A 22,117-nucleotide genomic window follows, 5' to 3' on the forward strand; every position below is an offset into this window, starting at 1 on the left:
GCAGTGTTTCAGGCCGCCTAGTGAACGGCCACCGGAGACAGGTCATGTTCGCGCGCCAGCACAAAGGCCAGCTTGCGGTCAGCGACCAGCGCCAGTTGCTGCCCGTCGGAATCGTGAACGGCGTAAAGCTGATCCAGATCGCCGGCCTGTTCACGAACTTCCCGAGGCAATTCAGATACTTCAACCGTTTTGACATAGACAATACGGTTGCCCTGGGCGTTGATTTCAATCGGTGTATTCATTGCTCTTACCCCTTCCGTATGTTGATCGTCTGAACCACGGTTTCCGGCACGGCGCGGGTCAGATCCACATGCAGCAGACCGTTTTCCATGATCGCCTCGCCAACTTCGACGCCATCGGCCAGCACGAACATGCGCTGGAACTGACGCGCCGCAATGCCGCGATGCAGGAAGATGCGCCCCTCGCTGTCGTCGCGCTGACGGCCCCGGATCACCAACTGGCGATCCTCGATCGTGATTGACAGATCCTCTTCGGCAAACCCGGCCACCGCAAGAGTGATCCGATAGGAAAAATCCGAGGTCTGTTCGATGTTATAGGGCGGGTATCCCTCATTTCCGGCCTTTGCAGACCGTTCCAGAAGGCGTTCCAACTGCTCGAACCCCAAAAGATGCGGGTATGAGCCAAGAGTAAGTTTCGACACGTATTTTCGTCCTTCTTTGTAAAAGCGACGTGGTGTGCGGCCCCGTTCTGGCAACCGCCTGCAATAGAATATGGGAAGAAACCAGGATGTCCACAAGGTCTGGCGCGATAACGTCTGACACACTATCTTGTTGGCCAAGCACCACAACCAACTCGAGTCGCCAATGAACGCGCCTACCGAACTTTCGATGAAAACAGATGAAGTATTGCGTGTTGAGCTTGAGGTCTTCCGCCGACAGCACCGCGATCTGGATGAGGCGATTCAGGCATTGCATGACAAGGGAACGGCCGATCAACTGACCTTGCGGCGCCTGAAAAAAGAGAAACTGCGCCTGAAAGACATCATCCGCCTGATCGAAGACCGTCTGACGCCCGATATCATCGCCTGAACGCCCTGTACCGCATTGCCAGCCAACCGGATTTGGCTATAGTGCGCGCTCTTTCTGAGCGCGGGGACGTATGCGGATGAGCGATGTGAAAGTAGGGATCATCATGGGCAGCCAGTCGGACTGGCCCACGATGAAGGAAGCCGCGGATATTCTGGACGAACTGGGCGTCGCCTACGAAGCACGCATCGTATCGGCCCACCGCACGCCGGACCGGCTGTGGGACTATGGCAAGACCGCCGTTTCGCGTGGGTTGCAGGTGATCATTGCAGGTGCGGGCGGGGCAGCGCACCTTCCGGGCATGATGGCGTCGAAAACGCGGGTGCCTGTGATTGGCGTCCCGGTGCAGACCCGCGCCTTGTCGGGCGTGGATTCGCTGTATTCCATCGTACAGATGCCCAAAGGGTTTCCGGTGGCGACCATGGCGATCGGGTCCGCCGGCGGGGCCAATGCCGGCCTGATGGCGGCGGGCATTCTTGCATTGCAGGATGCTGCTTTGGCCGAAAGGCTGGACAGCTGGCGTGACGCGTTGTCAGCCTCGATCCCCCAGGAACCGCAGGGATGAGCCGGATCGGCTTTATCGGAACCGGCCATATCGCCGCGCCGATTGCGCGGCTGATGGCCGCCAAGAGGCGCCAGATCAGCGTGACCGAGCGCAACGCCAAGGTTTCAGCCGCATTGAAGGCGGAACTGGGCGTAACCGTAGCTGCGCCTCAGGCCGTGATTGACACCTCGGACATCGTTTTCCTGTGCCTGCGCCCGCATATCGCGGCCGACGTTCTGGACCCGCTGACATTCCGCGCCGATCAGCAGATCGTGTCGGTCATGGCGGCGGTTTCGGCCGAGCATCTGGCCGCGCTTTGCGCCCCGGCGTCGGATTTCGTGCAGACCATCCCGCTGGGCTTTCTGGAAACCGGCGGCTGCCCGATGGCGGCTTTTGGCAATGATCGCCTGCTGGCGGATCTGTTTGAACCGGAAAACCCCGTGGTCAAGGTTGCGGATGAAGCCGCGCTGAACGCGCATTTCGCCATTTGTGCCATGGTTCCCGGCATTCTGGACCTGATGGCCACCGGTGTCGAATGGCTGGGTGACGCAACCGGTGATGCGGACGGGGCCGAGTTCTATACAACGCAGTTGATGGCGGGTTTTCTGGCCTCGATGGAAAAAGGCGCCGCCGGACGATTGGCGCAGGAGCGTGACGCCCTGGCGACCGAGGGCACGCTGAGCCTGCAAATGACGGACGCCCTGAAAGACGGGGGCGCGCACGAGGCGTTGCGGTCCGCGCTTGGGGCAATTGGCAAACGTTTGGAGAGTTGAAGATGGCGGAAATGCTCGCCCAAGGTGCAGTGATCGGGATTCTGGGGGGCGGTCAGCTGGGCCGGATGCTGTCCGTGGCAGCCGCCAGGCTGGGTTTTGTCAGCCATATCTATGAGCCGGGTGCGAACCCACCGGCGGGGCAGGTTGCGGATCGCGTCACCACTGCGGCTTATGACGATGCAGATGCGCTGAAAGCCTTTGCTGACGCGGTGGATGTCATCACCTATGAGTTCGAAAACATCCCGACCGAAGCGCTGGACATTCTGGAAGCGCACCGCCCGATCCGCCCCGGGCGCGAGGCCTTGCGGGTCAGCCAGGACAGGTTGACCGAGAAGACGTTTCTGCAAGAGCTGGGCCTGAAGACGGCCCCGTTTGCGGATATCACCGACCTGAACAGCCTGAATGCGGCGATCGAACAGATCGGGACACCCGCCATCCTGAAAACCCGTCGCTTTGGCTATGACGGCAAGGGGCAGGCCCGGCTGCGCAAGCCCGAGGATGCCGAGGCCGCTCTGGCCGATATGTCCGGGGCACCGGCCATTCTGGAAGGGTTCGTGGATTTCTCGCACGAGGTGTCGATCATCGCGGCCCGTGGTCTGGACGGTCAGGTCGCCTGTTTCGATCCGGGTGAGAATGTGCACCGCGATGGCATCCTGCGCACCACCACCATCCCTGCCCGCCTGTCCCCGGCCCAGCGCACAGACGCAATCCTGCTGGCGGCGAACATCCTGAACGCTCTCGAATATGTTGGTGTGATGGGCGTTGAGCTGTTCGTGACGCCCGGTGGCCTGATCGTGAATGAAATCGCTCCGCGGGTTCACAATTCGGGGCACTGGACGCAGAACGGCTGTGCTGTCGATCAGTTCGAACAGCATATCCGCGCCGTGGCGGGGTGGCCTTTGGGGGACGGGCAGCGCCATTCCGACGTCGTGATGGAGAACCTGATCGGCGACGACATGGACCGTGTACCCGAGCTGGCCCGCGAGCGGGATGTGGCGCTGCATCTCTATGGCAAGGCCGAGGTAAAGGCCGGGCGCAAGATGGGGCATTTCAACCGCATCAAACGTTGAGGGTGTCGCGGCGAGAGTATTTTGGAAAAGATGAAGGTTTTGCGGGGCCTATCCCAGAAACCGGGCGGCGATGTCGCCTGACATGTAACTGACGCGCCCACCGGCCAGGGTGGCCGCAACGCGATGGGTGTCCGCATCCAGGATGACCAGATCCGCGCGTTTTCCCGGCGCGAGCGTGCCCCTGTCCTGCATGTCCAGCACCCGCGCGGGGCCGGACGAGACCAGCGCCCAGGCACCGGCCAGATCCAGCAGACCGGTTTTGGCCAGCATCAACGCCGCGCGGCGCGGGCTGGGATAGTGATAATCCGAGGCCAACGCATCACAGAGCCCCATGGCGATCAGTTCGACGGCGCTTGCGTTCCCCTTGTGTGATCCGCCCCGCACAACGTTGGGAGAGCCGAGGATAACGTGATCCCCGGCGGAACGCGCGGCTTCGGCGGCTTCAAGCGTTTCGGGGAATTCGGCAATGCGCACACCCCGGTCGCGCCACCATGCCCTTGTCTCGGCGGTCGCGTCATCATGGCTGCCCAAACGCACCCCCATTGAGACAAGTTCGGCGCTGAGTGCTTCGACGGCAGCGGGAACCTCGTTCCTACGGGCATGCATATTGAGCAGCATCTCAAAATGCGCATCCGGATTGCGTCCGGCCTTCAACGCCTGCCCGGTCAGGCGCGGCGGCTTTTTGCCCTGCGCCAAACGATCATGCGGCAGGTGATCATTGAACACCACATAGGGCACCTGCCATTCGGCGATGCGATGGGCCAGACCCTCGTAATCCTCCAGCATGTTGGTCTCGAACCGCAATTGTGGGATCAGATCCGTGACGGCGCTGTCCTTGACCGCAGCGATGGCCCGAAACACCTGCGCGGCAAACTCGGGGCCACGCACGCCACCTTCCCAGCTGTAGAACTGGGCCAGAACGGCGGTGGTGATGCCATTGGCGGCCAGTTCGGCTTCGGCTGCCAGAATGCCTTCGCTCATTTGCTTCATTGCGCCCCGGCGCGGGGCGATGTGGCGTTCGAACCCGTCCCCGTGCAGGTCGACGATACCGGGCAGGACAAGATAACCGGTCAGGTCAACCCTGCGCCCGGTCCGATCTTGCTGAATGACGCCCTCCGCCATCGAGAGATCGCAGCGCGACAGACCATCCCCCGGCAAAAGAACCTCTGCGCCGGTCAAAGTCAGATCCAGAGAGGTCATCGTGTGGGCTCCGAGTCAGGTTCCGAGCAATCCTGCCCGATGCAGATCTCGTCGATTATCTCCATCACGCCGTCCAGCCAGGTGATCTGCCGATCGAATTGGCCGAATTCGATGAAATGCAGCGCCTGTGCCATAACGCGCGGGTTGTTCATCATGAAGGTGTGGGTGACCGGCAGAACAAGATGATCCTTCATCCCTTCGACCTTGGTGGTTTCAACCGAAACCTTACCGTCATCCGGCCCGTCGATCAGCGATGAAAACAGCGGGTTGAGCGAATTCTCACCCGCGATCACCCCCAGCTCAAAATCCACCGGCGGCAGGCGGCGCGGAATGCCTTCAGGACCTGTGCCCAATTGCAGGCCCGCCGGGCCGTTCAGATACCCGAACACTTCCCATGCGCTCAGCTCATCGACCAACTGGCTGCCCTGATTGGGCGGGCCGAGCATGACGACACGACCCAGGTTTTCGGGCCGATGGTCCTTGAGCCAATAGCGCAACAGGATACCGCCCATGGAATGCGCAACGACATTGGCTTTGTCATCGCCACATGCCGCAAGCGCGTCCGGTATGGTTTGCCTTGCCAGTTCCGGAATACCGATTTCGGTCGATGGATACCCGTGGCGCACAACGGTATAGTCATGCGCCTTGAACAGCTGCTCCATCACGGTGAACGAGGCCTCGGTGCGCGCGAGACCGTGCAGAAGGATCACGCATTTCGCACTGGCTGCGGCAGGAACGAGGCAGAAGAGCAAGGCAATCAAAAGTTTCATAACCGCCAGATAAAGCCTATCAGCCTTTGATAAAAGCCCTAGCGCCGGTGACGTCGCAGCACGGCCAGCGCGATACCGCCCAAAACAAGCGTGGCGCCGATGATCAGCTGCACTCCGGCAATCTCGCCCAGAAAGGCGACACCGCCGAGAATTGCGATCACTGGCACGCTGAGTTGAACGACAGCCGCCACGGACGGGGCCAGTTGAGGCAAAACACGGTACCACAAAGCATAACCAAGCCCGGATGTTACCGCGCCGGACAGGACGGCCAGCAGATATCCCGCCCCGCTCATCTGCCAGATGCTGCCGCCGGCAAGCATCGCCAGGGCAGTCACCGGCAAAGCGACAATGAAATTGGCGGCCGTTCCCTCCAGCGGGTTTGTTTCTGATCGACCCGCTATCGAGTAAAGGGCCCAACCAATACCGGCGGCGGCCATCAGAGCCGCGCCAGCCAAGTCGACTTGAACGGCGCCAGTCGGCCACAGCACGTAGGCAAGACCTGCAAGCGCAACCCCTGCCCCCGCCACCTGCCGGGCGGTCGGAGTCGCGCCCGTCAATGCGCCGACAGAAAACATCGTAATTTGCACCACGCCGAACAGAATCAATGCACCCAAGCCTGCATCCAGCGTCAGGTAGGCGATTGAAAATCCGATCATGTAGAGCGTCAACGACCCCGCGCCAATGATCCGCCTTCGATTGCGCAGCGGAAGGCGCCCTCCGCGTGCCAGCACAAGAGCGGCCAGGACCACGGCCCCCGCCAAAACCCGAACGATGGCAAATCCGGTTGGATCGCTGGCTCCGCTGTCGATGGCCAGCCGGTTCAGAATGGAGTTCGCCGCAAAGGCACACATGGTCAGGGCGGTGAGCAAAAACAATCTCATGCCATCCGCATAACCGTTCGGGCGGGATTTGCACACTCACTTTCGCGAAGGTTGTGGGAACAGACATCCGGCGCCGGACAAAGCAGCGTCTAAACACGCCTTGAAAACAGAACTGTCAACACAAAACGGGGCCGCCCGAAGGCGACCCCGTTCTCAAGCTCCAATGCTCCCCTCTCGGCAGCTTGGCGATACCGCCAAGCGCCTGTCGGGTCGCCAGAATTCGCCAGAGGCGAATACGGCGTGCTTACATCATGCCGCCCATGCCGCCCATGTCGGGCATGCCGCCGGCAGGTGCCGCGCCTTCCTTGGCCGGCTTGTCGGCAACCATTGCTTCGGTGGTGACCAGCAGGCCAGCAACCGATGCAGCGTCTTCCAGAGCAGTCCGAACCACTTTGGCCGGGTCAATCACACCGAACGAGAACATGTCGCCATATTCTTCGGTCTGCGCGTTGAAGCCGAACGCTGCGTCCGACGATTCACGGACCTTACCGGCTACAACCGCGCCGTCGACACCCGCGTTCTCGGCGATCTGGCGCAGCGGCGCTTCGATTGCCTTGCGAACGATGTTGATACCTGCGTCCTGATCGGCGTTTGCACCTTTCAGAGCTTCCAGTGCTTTACCGGCCTGGACCAGAGCAACACCACCGCCCACAACAACGCCTTCCTGAACGGCAGCGCGTGTTGCGTTCAGAGCATCGTCCACACGGTCCTTACGCTCTTTCACTTCGACTTCGGTCATGCCGCCGACGCGGATAACGGCAACACCGCCTGCCAGTTTGGCAACGCGCTCTTGCAGCTTCTCGCGGTCGTAGTCGCTGGTGGTTTCTTCGATCTGGGTGCGGATCTGAGCAACACGTGCTTCGATCTCGGCTTTCTCGCCAGCACCGTCGACGATGGTGGTTTCGTCTTTGGTGATTTCGATTTTCTTGGCGGTGCCCAGCATGTCCATGGTGACGGACTCGAGCTTCATGCCCAGATCTTCGCTGATAACCTGACCGCCGGTCAGGATTGCGATGTCCTGCAACATGGCCTTACGGCGATCGCCGAAGCCAGGTGCTTTGACAGCAGCAATTTTCAGGCCGCCGCGCAGTTTGTTGACAACCAGAGTTGCCAGCGCTTCACCTTCAACGTCTTCCGCGATGATCAGCAGCGGCTTCTGCGACTGGATCACTTGTTCCAGCAGCGGAACCATCGGCTGCAGCGACGAGAGTTTCTTCTCGTGCAGCAGGATCATGCAGTCGTCGAGCTCTGCAATCATCTTGTCTGCGTTGGTGACGAAGTAAGGCGACAGGTAGCCGCGGTCGAACTGCATACCTTCGACAACGTCGGTCTCGGTTTCCAGACCTTTGTTTTCTTCGACGGTGATGACACCTTCGTTGCCAACCTTCTGCATCGCGTCTGCGATCTGCTGACCGATTTCGGCTTCGCCGTTGGCCGAGATGGTGCCAACCTGAGCAACTTCTGCCGAGTCTTTGACTTCGCGCGAGGCTTCTTTGATGCCTTCAACAACCTTGGCGGTTGCCAGGTCGATGCCGCGCTTCAGGTCCATTGGGTTCAGGCCAGCTGCAACCTGCTTCAGGCCTTCTTTTACGATCGCCTGTGCCAGAACGGTTGCGGTGGTGGTGCCGTCGCCGGCTTCGTCATTGGTGCGGCTGGCGACTTCTTTCACCATCTGCGCGCCCATGTTTTCGAACTTGTCTTCCAGTTCGATTTCCTTGGCAACCGAAACACCGTCCTTGGTGATGCGCGGTGCGCCGAAAGATTTGTCCAGAACCACGTTGCGGCCTTTGGGGCCCAGGGTCACTTTAACCGCGTCGGCCAGGATGTTCACACCCTTCAGCATACGGTTGCGGGCATCGGTGTCGAATTTGACGTCCTTTGCAGCCATGTCGTTTCTCCTTGAGAAATAAGTTTGAAATGAAGATCAGAGAAAGCGCGCGCTTACTCGATGATCCCCATGATGTCGCTTTCTTTCATCATCAGCAGCTCTTCGCCGTTGACGTTGACCTCGGTGCCCGACCATTTGCCGAACAGGATCTTGTCCCCAGCTTTGACAGCCATTGCGATCAGTTCGCCGCTGTCCTTGCGCGCACCTTCGCCGGTTGCGACGACTTCGCCTTCGCTCGGCTTTTCTTTTGCGCTGTCAGGGATGATCAGGCCGCCTGCGGTTTTCTCTTCGCTCTCTACGCGGCGAACCAGCACACGGTCATGAAGCGGTTTCAATGCCATCTTTGTAGCTCCTTGGGCTCAAAGTTTATCTATCCTCCCCCCGCCTTCCGACGAGGCGTTAGCACTCGGGGTGTGTGAGTGATAACGACGCATAGCTAGGGAGTCTAAAAGTCCGAGTCAACAATTTGTGAGAGATTTTTTTTTGCAAAATGGATCAGTCAGCCTGTTCCCAGCTATAGGCCCAATGCTTCAACCCTTCTGCGCCCTCTGACGTAAGCCCATAGATGCCTTTTTCAACCTTCTCGAACCACCCGTAGTGGTTTTCCCGCATAAGCCGGGTGGCGACCGGGACCGCGACCGATCTGGCGACATCCGCCCCCTTGGACGGGCCATTTTCGGCCAGATAGGCCGCACATTTCAGCGCATCCTGCCGATACGCCGTCACGATACCATGGCGCGTCGCGCCCCCAGCGTTCGGGTCGCCTTGCAGCCGGTCGAATTCGCGCAGCAACCGTGCGGCCCTGGCTTTGTTCTTACGGGGCGCGTAGGGGCCGGGATCGCACTGAACCTCGACCGTGCCATCAGCCCGCACGGTGATCAGGCCCAGGCCAAGCCTACGACACAGTGCCAGATTATCCTTGAGCGCCCGCCGGGCCGTTCGGCCCGTGGGTTTGTAGACTGCAACATAAACCAGATCAGTGAGTTTCAGCCGGGTGATCGCCTGATGAAACAGGGCCAGCGTGAACCGCAGTTTCAGTTCGACGATCACCGGCGCATCCCCATCGCGCACCGCAACGATGTCGGCTGCGCCGACTTCACCTTTGACGGTGTATCCCTGACGCTCCAGCAGCGCCTTGACCGGGGGATAAAGATCCTGCTCGCGGTTCATGCCGCCATGCTACGCAGATTGCCGGAGAATACCAGACGGGCGGCTTGAACATCGGCAGGTGGCGTGGCTAAGTCTGGGTTCAACTTCTTGACACCATTTAGGCTGGCCCCATGCGTTTGCTCACTTTTCTTGCGTTCCTTCTGTTTCCGATCTCGGCTCAGGCCGCGTGCGAGGGGGTGGACCTGCGCCCGCAACTGCCCGAGGAAACCCGGACCAAATTGCAAAGTGCAGTGGCCCAGATCGCTTATCCCGAAGGCAATCACTGGATTGCACGCAAGGGCGACACGGTTTTGCACATCATCGGCACTTTGCACAGTTACGATCCGCGCATGGAAGACGTGATTGACCGCCTGTCGCCCGAACTCAGCAAAGCGGACGCCTTTTATTTCGAAGTCACTCAGCACGACATGGACGCCTTCGAAAAGACCATGGCCAACGACCTGAGTGCGGTGATGATTACCTCGGGCCCTACTTTGATCGATCTGATGGCGGAAGACGACTGGGATGCGCTGTCCGCAGCCCTGGCCCAGCGCGGCATCCCCGGCTGGATGGCTGCGAAGATGCGTCCGTGGTTCCTGACCATGATGCTGAGCATTCCGCCCTGCATGATCGAGGACCCGAATTCAACTTACGGAATGGACGCCCGCCTGAACGATCTAGCCGTTGAAAAAGGTATCCCGCAGCACTCGCTGGAACGAATCGAAGACCTGATGGCCATGTTCGACAGTTATCCGCTCGAGAAACAGGTCGAGTCGCTTGTGCGCCTGTCCGGGGCGATGCAGGGCAATGCGGACCAATTGGCCACCATGGCCAACGCGTATCTGGAAGAAAAGCACGCCGAGATCATACAGCTTGCCCGCCTACAGGGGCTTGAGCAGTCGGGCCTGAGCCCCGAAGCCTTTGATGCGGAATGGCAAAATTTCGAGCAGCAGTTGCTGGTGCAGCGAAATGCCAACTGGATGGCGCAGATTCTGGACATCAGGGATCAGACAGTTGTAATTGCGGTCGGCGCGGGGCACCTGAGCGATGACTACGGCCTGCTGAACCAGCTGGAACAGGCTGGATACGTTCTGACACGCGCCAAATTCTGAACGGACCCAGCGGTTTTCAGACCAAGCGTCGCAGACAGTGCTCAGCGGCGTGACAACGGCTTTTAGCCGCCCTATAAGGCGCGCAAATTTCCATTCCGCAGGACACTGACATGACGACGCTAGTATTTGGCCACAAATCCCCCGACACAGATTCCACAGGTTCGCCGATCCTGTGGTCGTGGTACCTGAACGAGGTCAAGGGTGAGCAGACCGAACCCGTGCTGCTGGGTGAACCCAACACCGAAGCAACATTCATGCTGGAAAACTGGGACTTGCCCAAGCCGCGGATCCTTGAGGACCTGCCTGCGGAAACCCCGGTGGTTATCGTCGACACCAACAACCCCGCCGAACTGCCGGCCAACATCAACGACGCGGACATCCGCGCCATCATCGACCATCACAAGCTGGTCGGTGGCCTGGAAACCAAAGGCCCGATCGACATCACCGTTCGCCCCCTGGCCTGCACCGCCACCATCATGGTTGATCTGATGGGCGAAGATGCGGCCAAGATGCCCGACGCCATCAAGGGCGCTGCGCTTACCTGCATTCTGTCGGATACTCTGGAATTCCGCTCTCCCACCACCACGGCGCATGACCGCGAGGTTGCAGAACGTCTGGCGGCCGAGCTCGAGCTGGACATTTCGGCATATGCGGCAGACATGTTCGCGGCGAAATCGGATGTCTCGTCCTTTTCGGACGCCGAGTTGATCCGCATGGACAGTAAAGAATACGAGGTCGACGGCACCAAATTCCGGGTCTCGGTTCTGGAAACCACCGCCCCCGGCGTCGTTCTGGACCGCAAGGCCAGCCTGGTGGACTCGATGGTGGACGTTGCCAAGGAAGACGGCGTCGATCAGGTGCTGCTGTTCGTGGTTGATATCCTGAACGAAGAGGCCACGCTGCTGGTCCCCAATGATCTGGTCAAAACCGTGGCCGAGAAGAGCTTTGGCGCAACCGTGGACGGGGACGCCGTCGTTCTGCCCGGTATCATGAGCCGCAAAAAGCAGATCATTCCGAACCTGAAGGTCTGATCCTCAAGCGACCCAAATCTGAAGGCGTCCAATTCGGGCGCCTTTTTTCTTTGCTGACAGCCATTTGCGGACGCGTTGTCGGTTGTTAGTCTGACCGGGGGTCCAAAGCCTATCCCAGGTCAGGTAAATGCAATGGTCGTACGAAAACTAAGCACCACCCGCAGCATCCTTCTTTTTGAAGGTGCCGACAAGGCGGCGTATTGGCGACGCTTTGCAATGTTGCTGACACTGTCTGTCGTGATTGCCACCATGGGTTTGCTGCGCAACTCCGGCGCTGTCGTGATCGCGGCCATGCTTGTGGCGCCGCTGATGACCCCGATCCTCGGGGTGGCCGCCGCGATGGTCATGGGATGGCTGAAACGCGCGGTGACGCTGGCGCTTACGGTCTGCCTGGCTGCCATTGTCTGCGTGATGATGGCGTGGTTTCTGGTCTATGTCGCCGATGTTCCCCGTGGCATTTTGATCCCCGATCAGGTCCTGGCGCGCACCGATCCCGGCACCGAAGACCTGATCGTCGCGCTCGCTGCCGGTGTGGCCGGGGCCTATGTCCAGATCAACAAATCCGAATTGAGCCTTCTACCCGGCGCGGCCATCGGTGTTTCGCTTGTTCCCCCGCTGTCGGCCTCGGGCATTCTTTTATATTTTGACGAACCCGCCGAGGCCTATGAGGCAGGGCTGCTTTTCGCAACGAACCTTGGCGCGATCATTCTGTCAGCCTGCGCGGTTTATCTTGTCTATGCCGCGCGGTCCGTGGTTTTCAGCAAGGGAAAGCGCAAGCTGAACTTCACCGCCAGCGTCTTTGTCGCGATCGCGTTTCTGGTCGTCGTCGTCCTGCAACTTGGGAAGTCCACCTACAACCGTTATCTGGAGACGCGCACCGAGGCGCAACTGGCCGATGCCATTCGCGAATGGGCCGATCCGGTTTCCGTGGAAATCATCCGCATCGACGTCAACGCTCAGCGCAAGCGGGCCGAGGTTTGGCTGATCGTCGATCTGCCAGCCGAAGCGCAGTTCAAGGTTTCTTCCATTGCCGGTTTGCTGCCACCCAAGCTGCGTGAGACCCCTCTGGTCGGGGTGCTGGAGGAGGAGCTTGGACCCGGATACCTGGCCATTATCCGGTATCAGCCGCGTATCGGGGCCCAGATCATCCTGGGAACCGAAAACGTTCAGCAGGCCCCGGACGTCACTGAAATTACCGAAGATGAGTAGCAGTTTCACCCATTCCTTCGCGCAAACGGGAATGCGGGATGGTGTTCGGGCCCAAGCTTTGCCATAGCTGTCGGCAGCGCGATATCAGACCCAGAGGCCCCCATGACCCAGATCGTTTCCTCGCTTTCCGAGATCTCGGACCGTTACAAAGCATTGTTCGTCGACCTTTGGGGCTGTGTTCACAACGGCATCACGGCCTACCCCGAGGCCGTCGAAGCGCTGAAGGCCTATCGCGCCAAGGGTGGACTGGTGGTCTTGGTCACGAACTCTCCCAAACCCCGCGCCGGGGTGGCAGAGCAACTCGTGCAATTCAACGTCCCCACCGACGCGTATGACACCATCGCCACCAGCGGGGATTCCGCGCGATCTGCGATGTTCCGGGGTGCTGTGGGGCACAAGGTTTATTTCATGGGCGAGTGGCAGCGCGATGCGGGCTTTTTCGAACCGCTGAAACTGCTGGATCACCCCATCCATATCGAGCGTGTGCCGCTGAAGGAAGCCGAGGGTATTGTCTGCTGCGGCCCGTTCGACCCGATGGCCGACCCGGATGTGAACCGGCCGGATTTCCTGTACGCCAAGCAGATGGGGATGAAACTGCTTTGTGCGAACCCTGACATTGTGGTGGACCGCGGCGAGGTGCGCGAATGGTGTGCCGGTGCTTTGGCCAGGCTGTACACCGAAATGGGCGGCGAGAGCCTGTATTTCGGCAAACCGCATCCCCCGATCTATGATCTGGCCCGTCGCAGGTTGCAGGAACTGGGGCACGATATCCCCGACAGTGACATTCTGGTGATCGGCGATGGCCCCCACACGGACATTCTGGGCGGCATGGGAGAGGGCATTGATTCTCTGTTCATCTCGGGCGGATTGGCCGCGGCAGAAACAAAAACGTCGCATCATCCGCACCACGAATCCCTAACCGCCTATATTGAAAGGGAAAAGATCAATCCAACCTACACGATCGGGCGCTTGAGGTAGCAAGAAAAGACTTGATTTTCTGCAACTGCGAAGTAATAAAGTTGCCAACCTTGGCCAAATGATGGTTTTTTCTTTCACGGCCGATTTCGAGTGAGGGCAACATGTTGGACAATCTTCCGCGCGGAACGATCTGTATCGAAGACATCGAAATGGGCATGTCCCGCCACCTGCGCAAAGTGGTGACGGATGAAGATATCGAAATGTTCGCGCAGGTCTCGACCGACCGGAATCCGGTGCATCTGGACGACGACTATGCCCGCGATACGATCTTCGAAGGCCGTATTGCCCACGGAATGCTGACGGCGGGTCTGATCTCGGCCGTGATTGGTGAACAACTGCCGGGTCATGGTACTGTTTACATGGGGCAGTCACTGAAGTTCCTGGCGCCTGTGCGTCCGGGTGACATGGTCTATGCCGAGGTGAAGGTGATCGACATCGATTTTGCCAAGCGCCGAGTCAAGCTGGACTGCCATTGTTCGGTCGAGGGCAAGAAGGTCCTGATCGGCGAAGCCATGGTGCTTGCCCCGTCGCGCAAGTTCGACTGACTGGCAAACACAGTTTTGCAAAAGGCGCCGGAGCGGCGCCTTTTTTGTTTGGGCACTCAACTGCACACAAGGCCGTCAGGAAGAACGGGCTCGTTTTCGCCCCTTCAGCGCACCCGATTCCAGAATGATTTCCGATACCACGTGTTCACGCCTGTAGGCCATCACATGAACCCCGGAAACACCGGCGATGTCTCTGATCTGCTGGATCAGTTCAATACAGATCTTCTTGCCCTCTTCCGCGGGCTTTTCGGCCTTTTCCATCCGCTCGATGACATGATCCGGGATGTGAATTCCGGGCACATTGCTGCGCATCCAGCGTGCCGCGCGTGCCGAAGCGATGGGGCCCACACCGGCGATGATGAATACTTTTTTGTCCAGACCGGCATCCCGAACACGATCCATGAACCTTTCAAAGAGCGGAATGTCGTAGATATAGTTGGTCTGAATAAACTCGGCCCCCGCCTCGACCTTCTTTGCAAGACGTTCCGGGCGCCAGTCATAAGGTGGTATACAGGGGTTTTCCGCCGCACCCAAAAACAGTTGAGGGGGGCGCGTGATCTTGCGGCCTGAGAGAAACTTTCCCTGATCGCGCATCGTTCGGATCGTCCGCAGCAAGGTCAGGGAATCGAAGTCGAACACCGGTTTTGCCCCCGGTTGATCCCCAACTCCGACACCGTCGCCCGTCAGGCACAGCACGTTGCTGACGCCCAGCGCCGCAGCCCCCAGAACATCCCCCTGAATGGCGATCCGGTTCCGGTCTCGGCAGGAAATCTGATAGACCGGAGAATACCCCGCGCGGGTCAACAACGCACAGATCCCTATCGAAGACATGTGGCAGTTGGCACCAGACGCATCGGTTGCATTGATCGCATCCGCCACTTCACCCAGCGGCTGCGCCGCCTGAAAAACATCCTCGGGGTCAGCGCTGTCTGGCGGGTTCAGTTCAGCGGTCACCGCAAAGCGGCCCGAACGCAGAACTCTTTCCAATCGACTGTGCGAGACATAGCCTTCAGGAACAGGCACATAGCCGATCGGCTCGACCTCGCTGCGATGGGCATCATTCATTTCTTCAGCTCCCGGTTCACCGCGTTGGGGGGTTCAGCAGCCAGAGGTGCCGCAGAGGGTTCGTTTTCGCGCGCCTCCGGGAACGCCTGCGCAAGCGTTTCGCGGGCAGCGTCTCGGGTCTCGCGTTCCTGCGCGGCGATCTCGCGGCTGACCCGCAGCCAGGATGATGATCCCTTCAACGTGTGTTCCACAGGCGGAAGGACCTCTTTTATCTTGTCGCCCCCATGTTGCATGCGGCTGGCCCCGTCCCAGGCCAAAGCCCAGACGCATTTCATATCGGGCTTCACCTCGCAGAACTCACCGGGGCGTACGCCGCCGCATGGGCCGTTGCGCAGTTGCTTGGGGCAGTTCATCGGGCAAGACATACCCGTCGAAGACAAAACGCATTGTCCGCACATCTTGCAATCAAACAAAAGACTTTTGACGCCTTTTTCGACCAGCGCGATGGGGCGTTCAACGCGGTTGTAGCCGATCCTTGCAAAGACCGGATCCATCGCGACCATGCCCCGTTCGACACATTTGTAAATCCACTCGAACGCACGGGCGTTGCGAATCGCGAACAGTCGCAATCGATACATGGTCTGCCTCCTGTGCTGGGTCCATTTGAACCTGGCCGGGCCATCGTCCGCCCCCCAGCGTGGTCCGAGGGCCGGAAACCCAGTCTACACCCAGTATTTTTTTTGGATCAAGCAGTTGGCCGAATGTCGCACAGCATTCCGGGGATGCCCTGTGTGCAATCAGGTCTGACAAATGGTTTTGGTGTGTTTCGCCAGGACCCGTGCCTTGAATTCAAACTGCCGCTTGAACAAATCGCAACGCAACGCTACGCAATCGCCTATGCACATCATCCGGGATTTCCAGTTTGTCGAGCCAGAAGATCGCGGCGCCAGCGTTGCGATCGGGAATTTTGATGGCGTCCATTTGGGGCACCAGTCGGTCATCGAACTGGCCCGCGACGCGGCCCCGGATGCGCCACTGGGGGTCATGACATTCGAGCCGCATCCACGTGAATACTTTGCGCCGGACTCTCCTCCGTTCCGCCTGATGCGCGGCAATGCGCGGGCGCATCGGCTTGAGAAGCTGGGTGTGGAGAAACTGTACGAGCTGCCGTTCAACGCGGCGCTGGCCGGGCTTTCCCCTGATGAATTCGCGCGCAACGTGATTTGTGACGGTCTGGGTCTGTCCCATGTCGTGGTCGGGGCCGATTTCTGTTTTGGCAAGGGCCGCAGTGGGACGGCTGACGATCTGGTTCGCTTCGGGCAAGAGATGGGATTTGGCGTGACGATTGCCCCTTTGATGCAGCGGTCGGAAAACGTGGTCTCGTCAACCGCCATCCGCACCGCATTGAGCGAGGGTCGCACAAGGGATGCAGCCGCGATGCTGGGCCATTGGCACAGGATCGAAGGCGAGGTGATCGGCGGCGAGCAACGCGGGCGGGAACTGGGTTTCCCAACTGCGAACATGTCCATCGAAGGGCTCCATCCGCCGAAATTCGGTGTCTACGCGGTATTGGTCGACGTGCTGGATGGCCCGCATCAGGGCAGTTATCACGGCGCGGCCTCGGTTGGGGTGCGCCCGATGTTCCATGGCGAAGTGCCAAATATCGAAACCTTCCTGTTCGACTTTTCCGGCGACCTGTACGGGGCGACCTTGTCGGTGGGGCTGATCGAATTCCTGCGCCCTGAAATGACATTTAAGGGGCTGGATGGTCTGATCACGCAGATGAATGCCGATTGTGAACAGGCCCGGGGCATACTGGCCGCCCTATGAGCGCCGATCCGATTGAACGCACCGGCCTGCCCGCCCGGTTCTGGGAACGCAAACCCCTGCGCAAGATGAACCAGCGCGAGTGGGAGGCCCTGTGTGACGGCTGCGGCAAGTGCTGCCTCAACAAGCTGGAAGATGAAGACTCGGGCGAAGTTGCCCTGACCTGCGTCGCCTGCCGACTGCTGGACGATGAAAGCTGCCGCTGCACGCAATATGACATCCGGCATCAATTTGTCCCGGAATGCATCGTCATGACACCCGACAATATCGACGAACACGCCTATTGGTTGCCGCAAACCTGCGCCTATCGGCTGCTGTGGGAGGGCAAACCGCTTTACGACTGGCACCCATTGTTGTCTGGTACGCCGGAAACCGTGCACGCCGCAGGCGTGTCGGTCCGAGGGCGCACGGTGTCCGAGTTCGAAACCCCCATGGAAGAGTGGGAAGACTACATTATCGAGGAGCCTAGCTGATGTATTTCGCATCTGACAATTCCGGGCCGGTTCACCCGCAGGTCATGGCCAAACTGGCCGAGGCCAATCAGGGCTACCAGATGGCCTATGGCGCCGACACGATGATGAACGAGGTGCGTGACCGCATTCGCAGCATCTTTGAAGCTCCGGGGGCGGCCGTCTATCTGGTGGCGACGGGGACAGCGGCAAATTCGCTGGCCCTTGCCACATTGTCCAACCCTTGGGAAACGATCTTCTGCTCTCCGGTTGCCCATATTCACGAAGACGAGTGCAACGCGCCCGAGTTTTTCACCGGCGCCAAGCTGACCCTTGTTCCCGGCGGCGACAAGATGGCGCCGGACGCGCTGCGCGGGTCCATCCTGGGCGAAGAAACCCGTGGTGTTCACGGGCCGCAGCGCGGGCCGGTTTCGATCACCCAGGTCACCGAGCGCGGATCGGTCTATTCGCTGGAGGAGTTGCAGGCGCTGTGCGGGGTCGCAAAGGAATATGGCTTGCCGGTCCATCTGGATGGGGCCCGGTTCAGCAATGCCCTGGTGGCCCTGAATTGCTCTCCGGCTGACATGACATGGAAAGCCGGGGTGGACGCGGTCAGCTTTGGCGGCACGAAAAACGGGCTGATGGGCGTTGAAGCGGTGGTGTTCTTTGACGAGAGCAAGGCCTGGGAATTCGAGCTGCGGCGCAAACGCGGGGCGCATCTGTTTTCCAAGCATCGCTACCTGTCCGCTCAGATGGCGGCTTATCTTGAGGATGATCTGTGGCTGAAGCTGGCGCGTCAGGCCAACGCAAACTGTGCCCGGCTGGCCAGCGGCCTGCGTGCAAAAGGGGCCGAGTTCCTGCACGAACCACAGGCCAATATGATCTTTGCCGCTTTTTCACGCGCGAAGCACAAACAGCTGCATGAGGCCGGGGCAATCTACCACCTCTGGGGGGCTGAGCTGGAAGGTGGCGATGACGATGAAAGCCTTGCATGCCGACTGGTCTGCGACTGGTCGATCGGAACGGCCGAGATCGATCAGTTTCTCAGCCTGTTGTAACACCCGTTCCGCGGCCAGCTTTCCAGAGCTTTCGAAGCAGCGCGCTGGTTTCACGGGGGTGCGAAATGGGCAGCATATGCCCTGCACCTTGCACCACGTCATGGCGTGCGTTCGGCAGACGGCGCTGCAATCCATCACAGATTGCGGGGATCGTCGGGTGGGTCTTTGATCCGCTCAGCAACAGGGTTGGCATCGATACGCGCTTGCATCCGTCGGGGTCAAGCAACCCGGCGCGGTCATCGTACAGAACGGGATAAGACGCGGGAACAACATGAATCCCACGTACCATGCTGGCGCGCGTCCGCTCTGGCAGGTCAGGCCATTTGGGGCTGATGTCAGTGCTCCACATCCGGTTGAACAACCGCGCGGCCAGCACATTGTCGCCTGCTTGGAACGCTGCTTCAATCGGCTGGGACTCTCGCAGGTGCTGATCGAACAAATCGGGCGCGTCCTGTTTTGCCACGGCAAAGAACACAGGCTCGATCAGGGTCAAGCTTCGAATAAGGTCCGGGTGCTCCATGGCCAGTCTGAGCGCAACGATCGCCCCAAAGGAATGGCCGACCAGATCCGTGGGCTCGGTCAATTCGACCGCCGCCAGCCCTGTCACAGCGTCAAAGAAATCGCTTTGACCGTCCCAATCCGGACTGCGCCCATGAGACAGCATGTCCGGTGCAACAAGACACACGCTGCCATCCAATGCCTTGGCCAGGCCGGACCACGCGCCGGAATGTGCAATGGTGCAATGAAGGGCAAGCAAATTGCGCCCTCCGTCGCCCAATCGTCTCACGAAACCGGATTGCATCGCCGTCGGGGCTGTCATCCATTCATCTCGGACAGATGCCGATCCAGATCGTCCAGGCGATCCTGCCCCCAGAAGCGTTGACCATCCGGCGTGATGTAGAACGGCGCGCCGAACACGCCGCGATCCACGGCTTCTTCCAGATTGGCGGCATAGGTTTCGGCCCCGACCAGCAGACCGCTGTTGGCCAGTTCCGGGTCAAACCCGGTATTTGCCAGGCAGTCCCGGATCACATCATCCTGAGCGACGTCCTTTTCTTCGGCCCAGCAGGCGCGCAGGATCAACTGGCACAACTTGCCTACGTCGCCCGAACCATCCTTGATCGCGGCGATGATCGCATAGGAAGACGGCGCCATGTTGGTCGGCCAGTGCGCCGGTTGCAGGTTGAACTCCATCCCCAGGTTCTTCGATTGGCGCAGCAGCTCCTGAGCGCGGTATTCGATGCGCGATACATGACGGTCCTTCGGCGGCGTGCCCCCGGTGCGTGCGAACAGGGCCATGATGTCCAGCGGCTTGTAGTTGATCGTTGCACCATGTTTCGCCGTAATCTCTTCCAGCCGGTTCCCCGCAAGATAGCTGTAGGGCGAAATTGTCGCAAAAAAGTAGTCAATCTGGGTCATGTTCACTTTCTCCGCTGCGTTACCTTTGCGGGACGGTAAGGCCATGCTAAGCGGTGTCAACATCACGAATCTGTCACATTGCCATTGCTGCCCGGGGACCTCAGCCGATGCCGACACTTCACGAACCCAAGCTTATCGCTGGGAACGCCAACCTTCCACTTGCCGAAACCATCGCCCGCCGAATGAGCCTGTATCGCGGTGTCGACCAGGGATTGGTCGATGCACGCGTCGAACGGTTCAACGACGGCGAGATCTTCGTTGAAGTGTTCGAGAACGTACGCGGCGAGGATATGTTCATCATCCAGCCGACCTCGAACCCGGCCAACGACAACCTGATGGAGCTGCTGATCATCGCCGACGCACTGCGCCGCTCGTCGGCGCAACGCATCACGGCCGTGATCCCGTATTTCGGCTATGCCCGCCAGGATCGCCGCACCAAGGCCCGCACGCCCATCAGCGCCAAGCTGGTGGCCAATATGCTGACCGGTGCAGGGATCGAGCGGATTCTGACGATGGATCTTCATGCCGCGCAGATTCAGGGCTTTTTCGATATGCCCGTCGACAATCTGTACGCCTCGCCGATCTTTGCGCTGGATGTCAAAAACCAGTTCAAGGACAATCTGGATGAGATCATGGTGGTTTCACCCGACGTGGGCGGCGTGGCGCGCGCGCGTGAACTGGCCAAGCGCATCAATGCCCCCTTGTCGATCGTTGACAAGCGGCGCGAGAAAGCAGGCGAAGTCGCGGAAATGACCGTTATCGGGGATGTGAAGGACAAGATCTGCCTGATCGTCGACGACATGTGTGACACCGCCGGAACGCTTTGCAAGGCCGCGCAGGTCCTGTTGGACAATGGCGCCAAGGAAGTTCATTCGTACATCACGCATGGCGTCATGAGCGGCCCCGCGGTCGAGCGGGTGACGAACTCGGTCATGAAGTCGCTGGTGCTGACCGATACGATCCAGCCGACCAAAGAGATTTTGAAGGCAAAGAATATCCGCATCGTTCCGACTGCGCCGATCTTCACCCAGGCGATCCTGAACATCTGGAACGGAACCAGTGTGTCTTCGCTGTTCGAAGACAAGACGCTGACCCCGATCTACGAATCCATGTACCAGATGGATTGAGCTACAGGGGCGACCGAACATGTCGCCCCCTGATATCTGAAATACCGATTGCGCGGATATCTGACCATGGGGCGCGATCGGCGATACAAGTGGAATCACCTCCATGACTGCCAACAAACGTATTGTTCTTTCCAGCGATCACGCGGCGATCGAGCTGCGCCAGTCCGTGGCCAACCACATCGCACAGCAAGGTTGGGACGTGGTTGATATCGGCCCGACAAGCCCGGAAAGCACCCATTACCCCAAGCACGGCAAGGCCGCGGCGCAGGCCGTTGCCTCGGGCGATTGCAGCTTGGGTATCGTCCTCTGCGGCACTGGGCAGGGTATCATGATGGCTGCAAACAAAGTGCCTGGCATTCGCTGTGGCGTTTGTTCAGACGCATTCTCGGCCCGCATGATCCGCCAGCACAACAACGCCAACATGCTGTCGATTGGTGCGCGGGTTGTCGGCGAAGGTCTGGCGCTGGACATCGTTGACGCGTTTCTGGGTGCCGAATTCGAAGGCGGCCGCCACGCCACGCGCGTGGACATGATCGAAGCGCAGGACGACTGAGCCCAATCAATCGTTCAAACGCCTGAAAACATGGCGAACCCGGATCAGGAAATATTCCAATCGTCCGGGTGTGCCACCTCTCCTATCGCGGTCCAGCTTGCCCGGATGCGGGCAATCCGAGTGTCGGACCAGGTCCGGAATACTGCGTCAAAACCCTCGGCGGTGATATGTTCGGCCTGAACCTCTGCGCGCAGCGCCGAGGACGTGTCGACATCCCACAGCGAGATCCCGATCTGCACCACGGGCGGGGTCCGAAATGCTTCTTTGAACCGAATGTGTGTGCGGCGTTCACGCGGCCCCTGCCCGGTCCACATATCGCCGCCTTCAGCAAACTCCGAGAACAGGACATCTTCACCCTGCTCAATTCCAATGGGATGGGTTAGAAACTTTTTCATCTTATCATCATTATTCTTGAATTCCCGCAACTTACCCCGGCATTTCGGCAAAAGCACGACAAAAAAACGGCCCCGCAATTGCGAGGCC

27 protein-coding genes are annotated in these 22,117 nt (G+C 59.6%); 14 read left to right on the forward strand and 13 right to left on the reverse strand.

Going from position 1 to position 22,117, the window contains the following annotated elements:
• Window positions 1-17 precede the first annotated feature (17 nt).
• Complete coding sequence (locus GS614_RS07065) at window positions 18-242, reverse strand: DUF1150 family protein (protein ID WP_171168916.1); 225 nt, start codon at window positions 240-242, stop codon at window positions 18-20.
• Between the two features lie 5 nt (window positions 243-247).
• Window positions 248-661, reverse strand: a complete 414-nt coding sequence (locus tag GS614_RS07070; RefSeq protein ID WP_058275530.1) for an Hsp20 family protein — start codon at window positions 659-661, stop codon at window positions 248-250.
• Between the two features lie 163 nt (window positions 662-824).
• Here GS614_RS07070 and GS614_RS07075 point away from each other — a divergent pair, with 163 nt between their 5' ends.
• The 4 genes from GS614_RS07075 to GS614_RS07090 all read left to right on the forward strand — a co-directional run bounded on the left by GS614_RS07075 (window position 825) and on the right by GS614_RS07090 (window position 3,433).
• Entirely contained in the window at window positions 825-1,049 is a 225-nt protein-coding gene (locus GS614_RS07075) for a YdcH family protein (RefSeq protein ID WP_171725829.1), read from the forward strand.
• 76 nt (window positions 1,050-1,125) lie between these two features.
• Complete coding sequence (gene purE / locus GS614_RS07080) at window positions 1,126-1,611, forward strand: 5-(carboxyamino)imidazole ribonucleotide mutase (protein WP_171725830.1); 486 nt, start codon at window positions 1,126-1,128, stop codon at window positions 1,609-1,611.
• Window positions 1,608-2,363, forward strand: a complete 756-nt coding sequence (locus GS614_RS07085; RefSeq protein ID WP_171725831.1) for an NAD(P)-binding domain-containing protein — start codon at window positions 1,608-1,610, stop codon at window positions 2,361-2,363. Before purE ends, GS614_RS07085 begins: the two co-directional genes overlap by 4 nt.
• Before the next feature lie 2 nt (window positions 2,364-2,365).
• Window positions 2,366-3,433: a 5-(carboxyamino)imidazole ribonucleotide synthase gene (locus GS614_RS07090; protein WP_171232878.1), complete on the forward strand. Its 1,068-nt coding sequence runs from the start codon at window positions 2,366-2,368 to the stop codon at window positions 3,431-3,433.
• 48 nt (window positions 3,434-3,481) lie between these two features.
• Here the strand turns inward: GS614_RS07090 and GS614_RS07095 are convergent, their stop codons facing one another.
• The 6 genes from GS614_RS07095 to GS614_RS07120 form a co-directional block, all read right to left on the reverse strand.
• Complete coding sequence (locus GS614_RS07095) at window positions 3,482-4,633, reverse strand: alpha-D-ribose 1-methylphosphonate 5-triphosphate diphosphatase (RefSeq protein ID WP_171725832.1); 1,152 nt, start codon at window positions 4,631-4,633, stop codon at window positions 3,482-3,484.
• The gene (locus tag GS614_RS07100) at window positions 4,630-5,403 is read right to left on the reverse strand and encodes an alpha/beta fold hydrolase (RefSeq protein WP_171206261.1); all 774 of its coding nucleotides are present in this window, start codon (window positions 5,401-5,403) and stop codon (window positions 4,630-4,632) included. The genes GS614_RS07095 and GS614_RS07100 overlap by 4 nt, the downstream gene beginning before the upstream one ends.
• Window positions 5,404-5,441: 38 nt before the next feature.
• Entirely contained in the window at window positions 5,442-6,284 is an 843-nt protein-coding gene (locus tag GS614_RS07105) for a DMT family transporter (RefSeq protein WP_171725833.1), read from the reverse strand.
• A gap of 244 nt (window positions 6,285-6,528) precedes the next feature.
• Window positions 6,529-8,172 carry a chaperonin GroEL gene (gene groL, locus GS614_RS07110; protein WP_152458993.1) on the reverse strand — a complete coding sequence of 548 codons (1,644 nt, stop codon included), beginning with the start codon at window positions 8,170-8,172 and terminating at the stop codon, window positions 6,529-6,531.
• A gap of 53 nt (window positions 8,173-8,225) precedes the next feature.
• Complete coding sequence (groES, locus tag GS614_RS07115; RefSeq protein WP_152458994.1) at window positions 8,226-8,513, reverse strand: co-chaperone GroES; 288 nt, start codon at window positions 8,511-8,513, stop codon at window positions 8,226-8,228.
• 154 nt (window positions 8,514-8,667) lie between these two features.
• Window positions 8,668-9,342, reverse strand: coding sequence for a DUF2161 domain-containing phosphodiesterase (locus tag GS614_RS07120; RefSeq protein ID WP_171363922.1), 675 nt, complete (start codon window positions 9,340-9,342; stop codon window positions 8,668-8,670).
• Between the two features lie 110 nt (window positions 9,343-9,452).
• On the opposite strand from GS614_RS07120, the gene GS614_RS07125 reads away from it, so the two are divergent.
• From GS614_RS07125 to GS614_RS07145, 5 genes are all read left to right on the forward strand, one after another.
• A complete protein-coding gene (locus GS614_RS07125; protein ID WP_171206264.1) occupies window positions 9,453-10,433 on the forward strand; it encodes a TraB/GumN family protein in 981 nt (326 codons plus the stop codon).
• Between the two features lie 110 nt (window positions 10,434-10,543).
• Entirely contained in the window at window positions 10,544-11,464 is a 921-nt protein-coding gene (locus GS614_RS07130) for a manganese-dependent inorganic pyrophosphatase (protein WP_171206265.1), read from the forward strand.
• A 132-nt stretch (window positions 11,465-11,596) separates the two neighbouring features.
• On the forward strand, window positions 11,597-12,673 hold the full coding sequence (locus GS614_RS07135; protein ID WP_152458998.1) for a DUF389 domain-containing protein: 1,077 nt from the start codon (window positions 11,597-11,599) through the stop codon (window positions 12,671-12,673).
• A gap of 102 nt (window positions 12,674-12,775) precedes the next feature.
• Window positions 12,776-13,651, forward strand: coding sequence for a TIGR01459 family HAD-type hydrolase (locus GS614_RS07140; RefSeq protein WP_171725834.1), 876 nt, complete (start codon window positions 12,776-12,778; stop codon window positions 13,649-13,651).
• Between the two features lie 101 nt (window positions 13,652-13,752).
• Window positions 13,753-14,196: a MaoC family dehydratase gene (locus GS614_RS07145; protein ID WP_117872517.1), complete on the forward strand. Its 444-nt coding sequence runs from the start codon at window positions 13,753-13,755 to the stop codon at window positions 14,194-14,196.
• Between the two features lie 75 nt (window positions 14,197-14,271).
• Here the strand turns inward: GS614_RS07145 and GS614_RS07150 are convergent, their stop codons facing one another.
• Together GS614_RS07150 and GS614_RS07155 are read right to left on the reverse strand one after the other, a co-directional pair.
• Window positions 14,272-15,261 carry a methylenetetrahydrofolate reductase gene (locus tag GS614_RS07150; protein WP_171725835.1) on the reverse strand — a complete coding sequence of 330 codons (990 nt, stop codon included), beginning with the start codon at window positions 15,259-15,261 and terminating at the stop codon, window positions 14,272-14,274.
• On the reverse strand, window positions 15,258-15,839 hold the full coding sequence (locus GS614_RS07155; RefSeq protein WP_171725836.1) for a methylenetetrahydrofolate reductase C-terminal domain-containing protein: 582 nt from the start codon (window positions 15,837-15,839) through the stop codon (window positions 15,258-15,260). Before GS614_RS07155 ends, GS614_RS07150 begins: the two co-directional genes overlap by 4 nt.
• A gap of 259 nt (window positions 15,840-16,098) precedes the next feature.
• Between GS614_RS07155 and GS614_RS07160 the strand changes: the two genes are divergently transcribed.
• From GS614_RS07160 to GS614_RS07170, 3 genes are read left to right on the forward strand one after another with little or no spacing between them, the layout of a single operon-like run.
• Window positions 16,099-17,031, forward strand: coding sequence for a bifunctional riboflavin kinase/FAD synthetase (locus GS614_RS07160; RefSeq protein ID WP_171725837.1), 933 nt, complete (start codon window positions 16,099-16,101; stop codon window positions 17,029-17,031).
• On the forward strand, window positions 17,028-17,501 hold the full coding sequence (locus GS614_RS07165) for a YcgN family cysteine cluster protein (RefSeq protein WP_171206268.1): 474 nt from the start codon (window positions 17,028-17,030) through the stop codon (window positions 17,499-17,501). The genes GS614_RS07160 and GS614_RS07165 overlap by 4 nt, the downstream gene beginning before the upstream one ends.
• The gene (locus GS614_RS07170) at window positions 17,501-18,535 is read left to right on the forward strand and encodes a low specificity L-threonine aldolase (protein WP_171206269.1); all 1,035 of its coding nucleotides are present in this window, start codon (window positions 17,501-17,503) and stop codon (window positions 18,533-18,535) included. The genes GS614_RS07165 and GS614_RS07170 overlap by 1 nt, the downstream gene beginning before the upstream one ends.
• On the opposite strand, the gene GS614_RS07175 is transcribed toward GS614_RS07170, so the two are convergent.
• Both GS614_RS07175 and GS614_RS07180 read right to left on the reverse strand, forming a co-directional pair.
• Window positions 18,522-19,355, reverse strand: a complete 834-nt coding sequence (locus tag GS614_RS07175; protein WP_171725838.1) for an alpha/beta fold hydrolase — start codon at window positions 19,353-19,355, stop codon at window positions 18,522-18,524. The genes GS614_RS07170 and GS614_RS07175 overlap by 14 nt on opposite strands.
• The gene (locus GS614_RS07180; protein WP_171725839.1) at window positions 19,352-19,954 is read right to left on the reverse strand and encodes a 2-hydroxychromene-2-carboxylate isomerase; all 603 of its coding nucleotides are present in this window, start codon (window positions 19,952-19,954) and stop codon (window positions 19,352-19,354) included. Before GS614_RS07180 ends, GS614_RS07175 begins: the two co-directional genes overlap by 4 nt.
• A gap of 107 nt (window positions 19,955-20,061) precedes the next feature.
• Between GS614_RS07180 and GS614_RS07185 the strand changes: the two genes are divergently transcribed.
• Window positions 20,062-21,081, forward strand: a complete 1,020-nt coding sequence (locus tag GS614_RS07185; protein WP_152459007.1) for a ribose-phosphate pyrophosphokinase — start codon at window positions 20,062-20,064, stop codon at window positions 21,079-21,081.
• Between the two features lie 103 nt (window positions 21,082-21,184).
• Window positions 21,185-21,634, forward strand: coding sequence for a ribose 5-phosphate isomerase B (gene rpiB, locus GS614_RS07190; RefSeq protein ID WP_171363929.1), 450 nt, complete (start codon window positions 21,185-21,187; stop codon window positions 21,632-21,634).
• Between the two features lie 44 nt (window positions 21,635-21,678).
• On the opposite strand, the gene GS614_RS07195 is transcribed toward rpiB, so the two are convergent.
• Window positions 21,679-22,029: an H-type lectin domain-containing protein gene (locus GS614_RS07195; RefSeq protein WP_152459009.1), complete on the reverse strand. Its 351-nt coding sequence runs from the start codon at window positions 22,027-22,029 to the stop codon at window positions 21,679-21,681.
• Between the last annotated feature and the right edge of the window lie 88 nt (window positions 22,030-22,117).

Origin of the sequence: Ruegeria sp. HKCCD6604, assembly GCF_013110635.1 — a bacterium.
Taxonomy (GTDB): domain Bacteria; phylum Pseudomonadota; class Alphaproteobacteria; order Rhodobacterales; family Rhodobacteraceae; genus Ruegeria.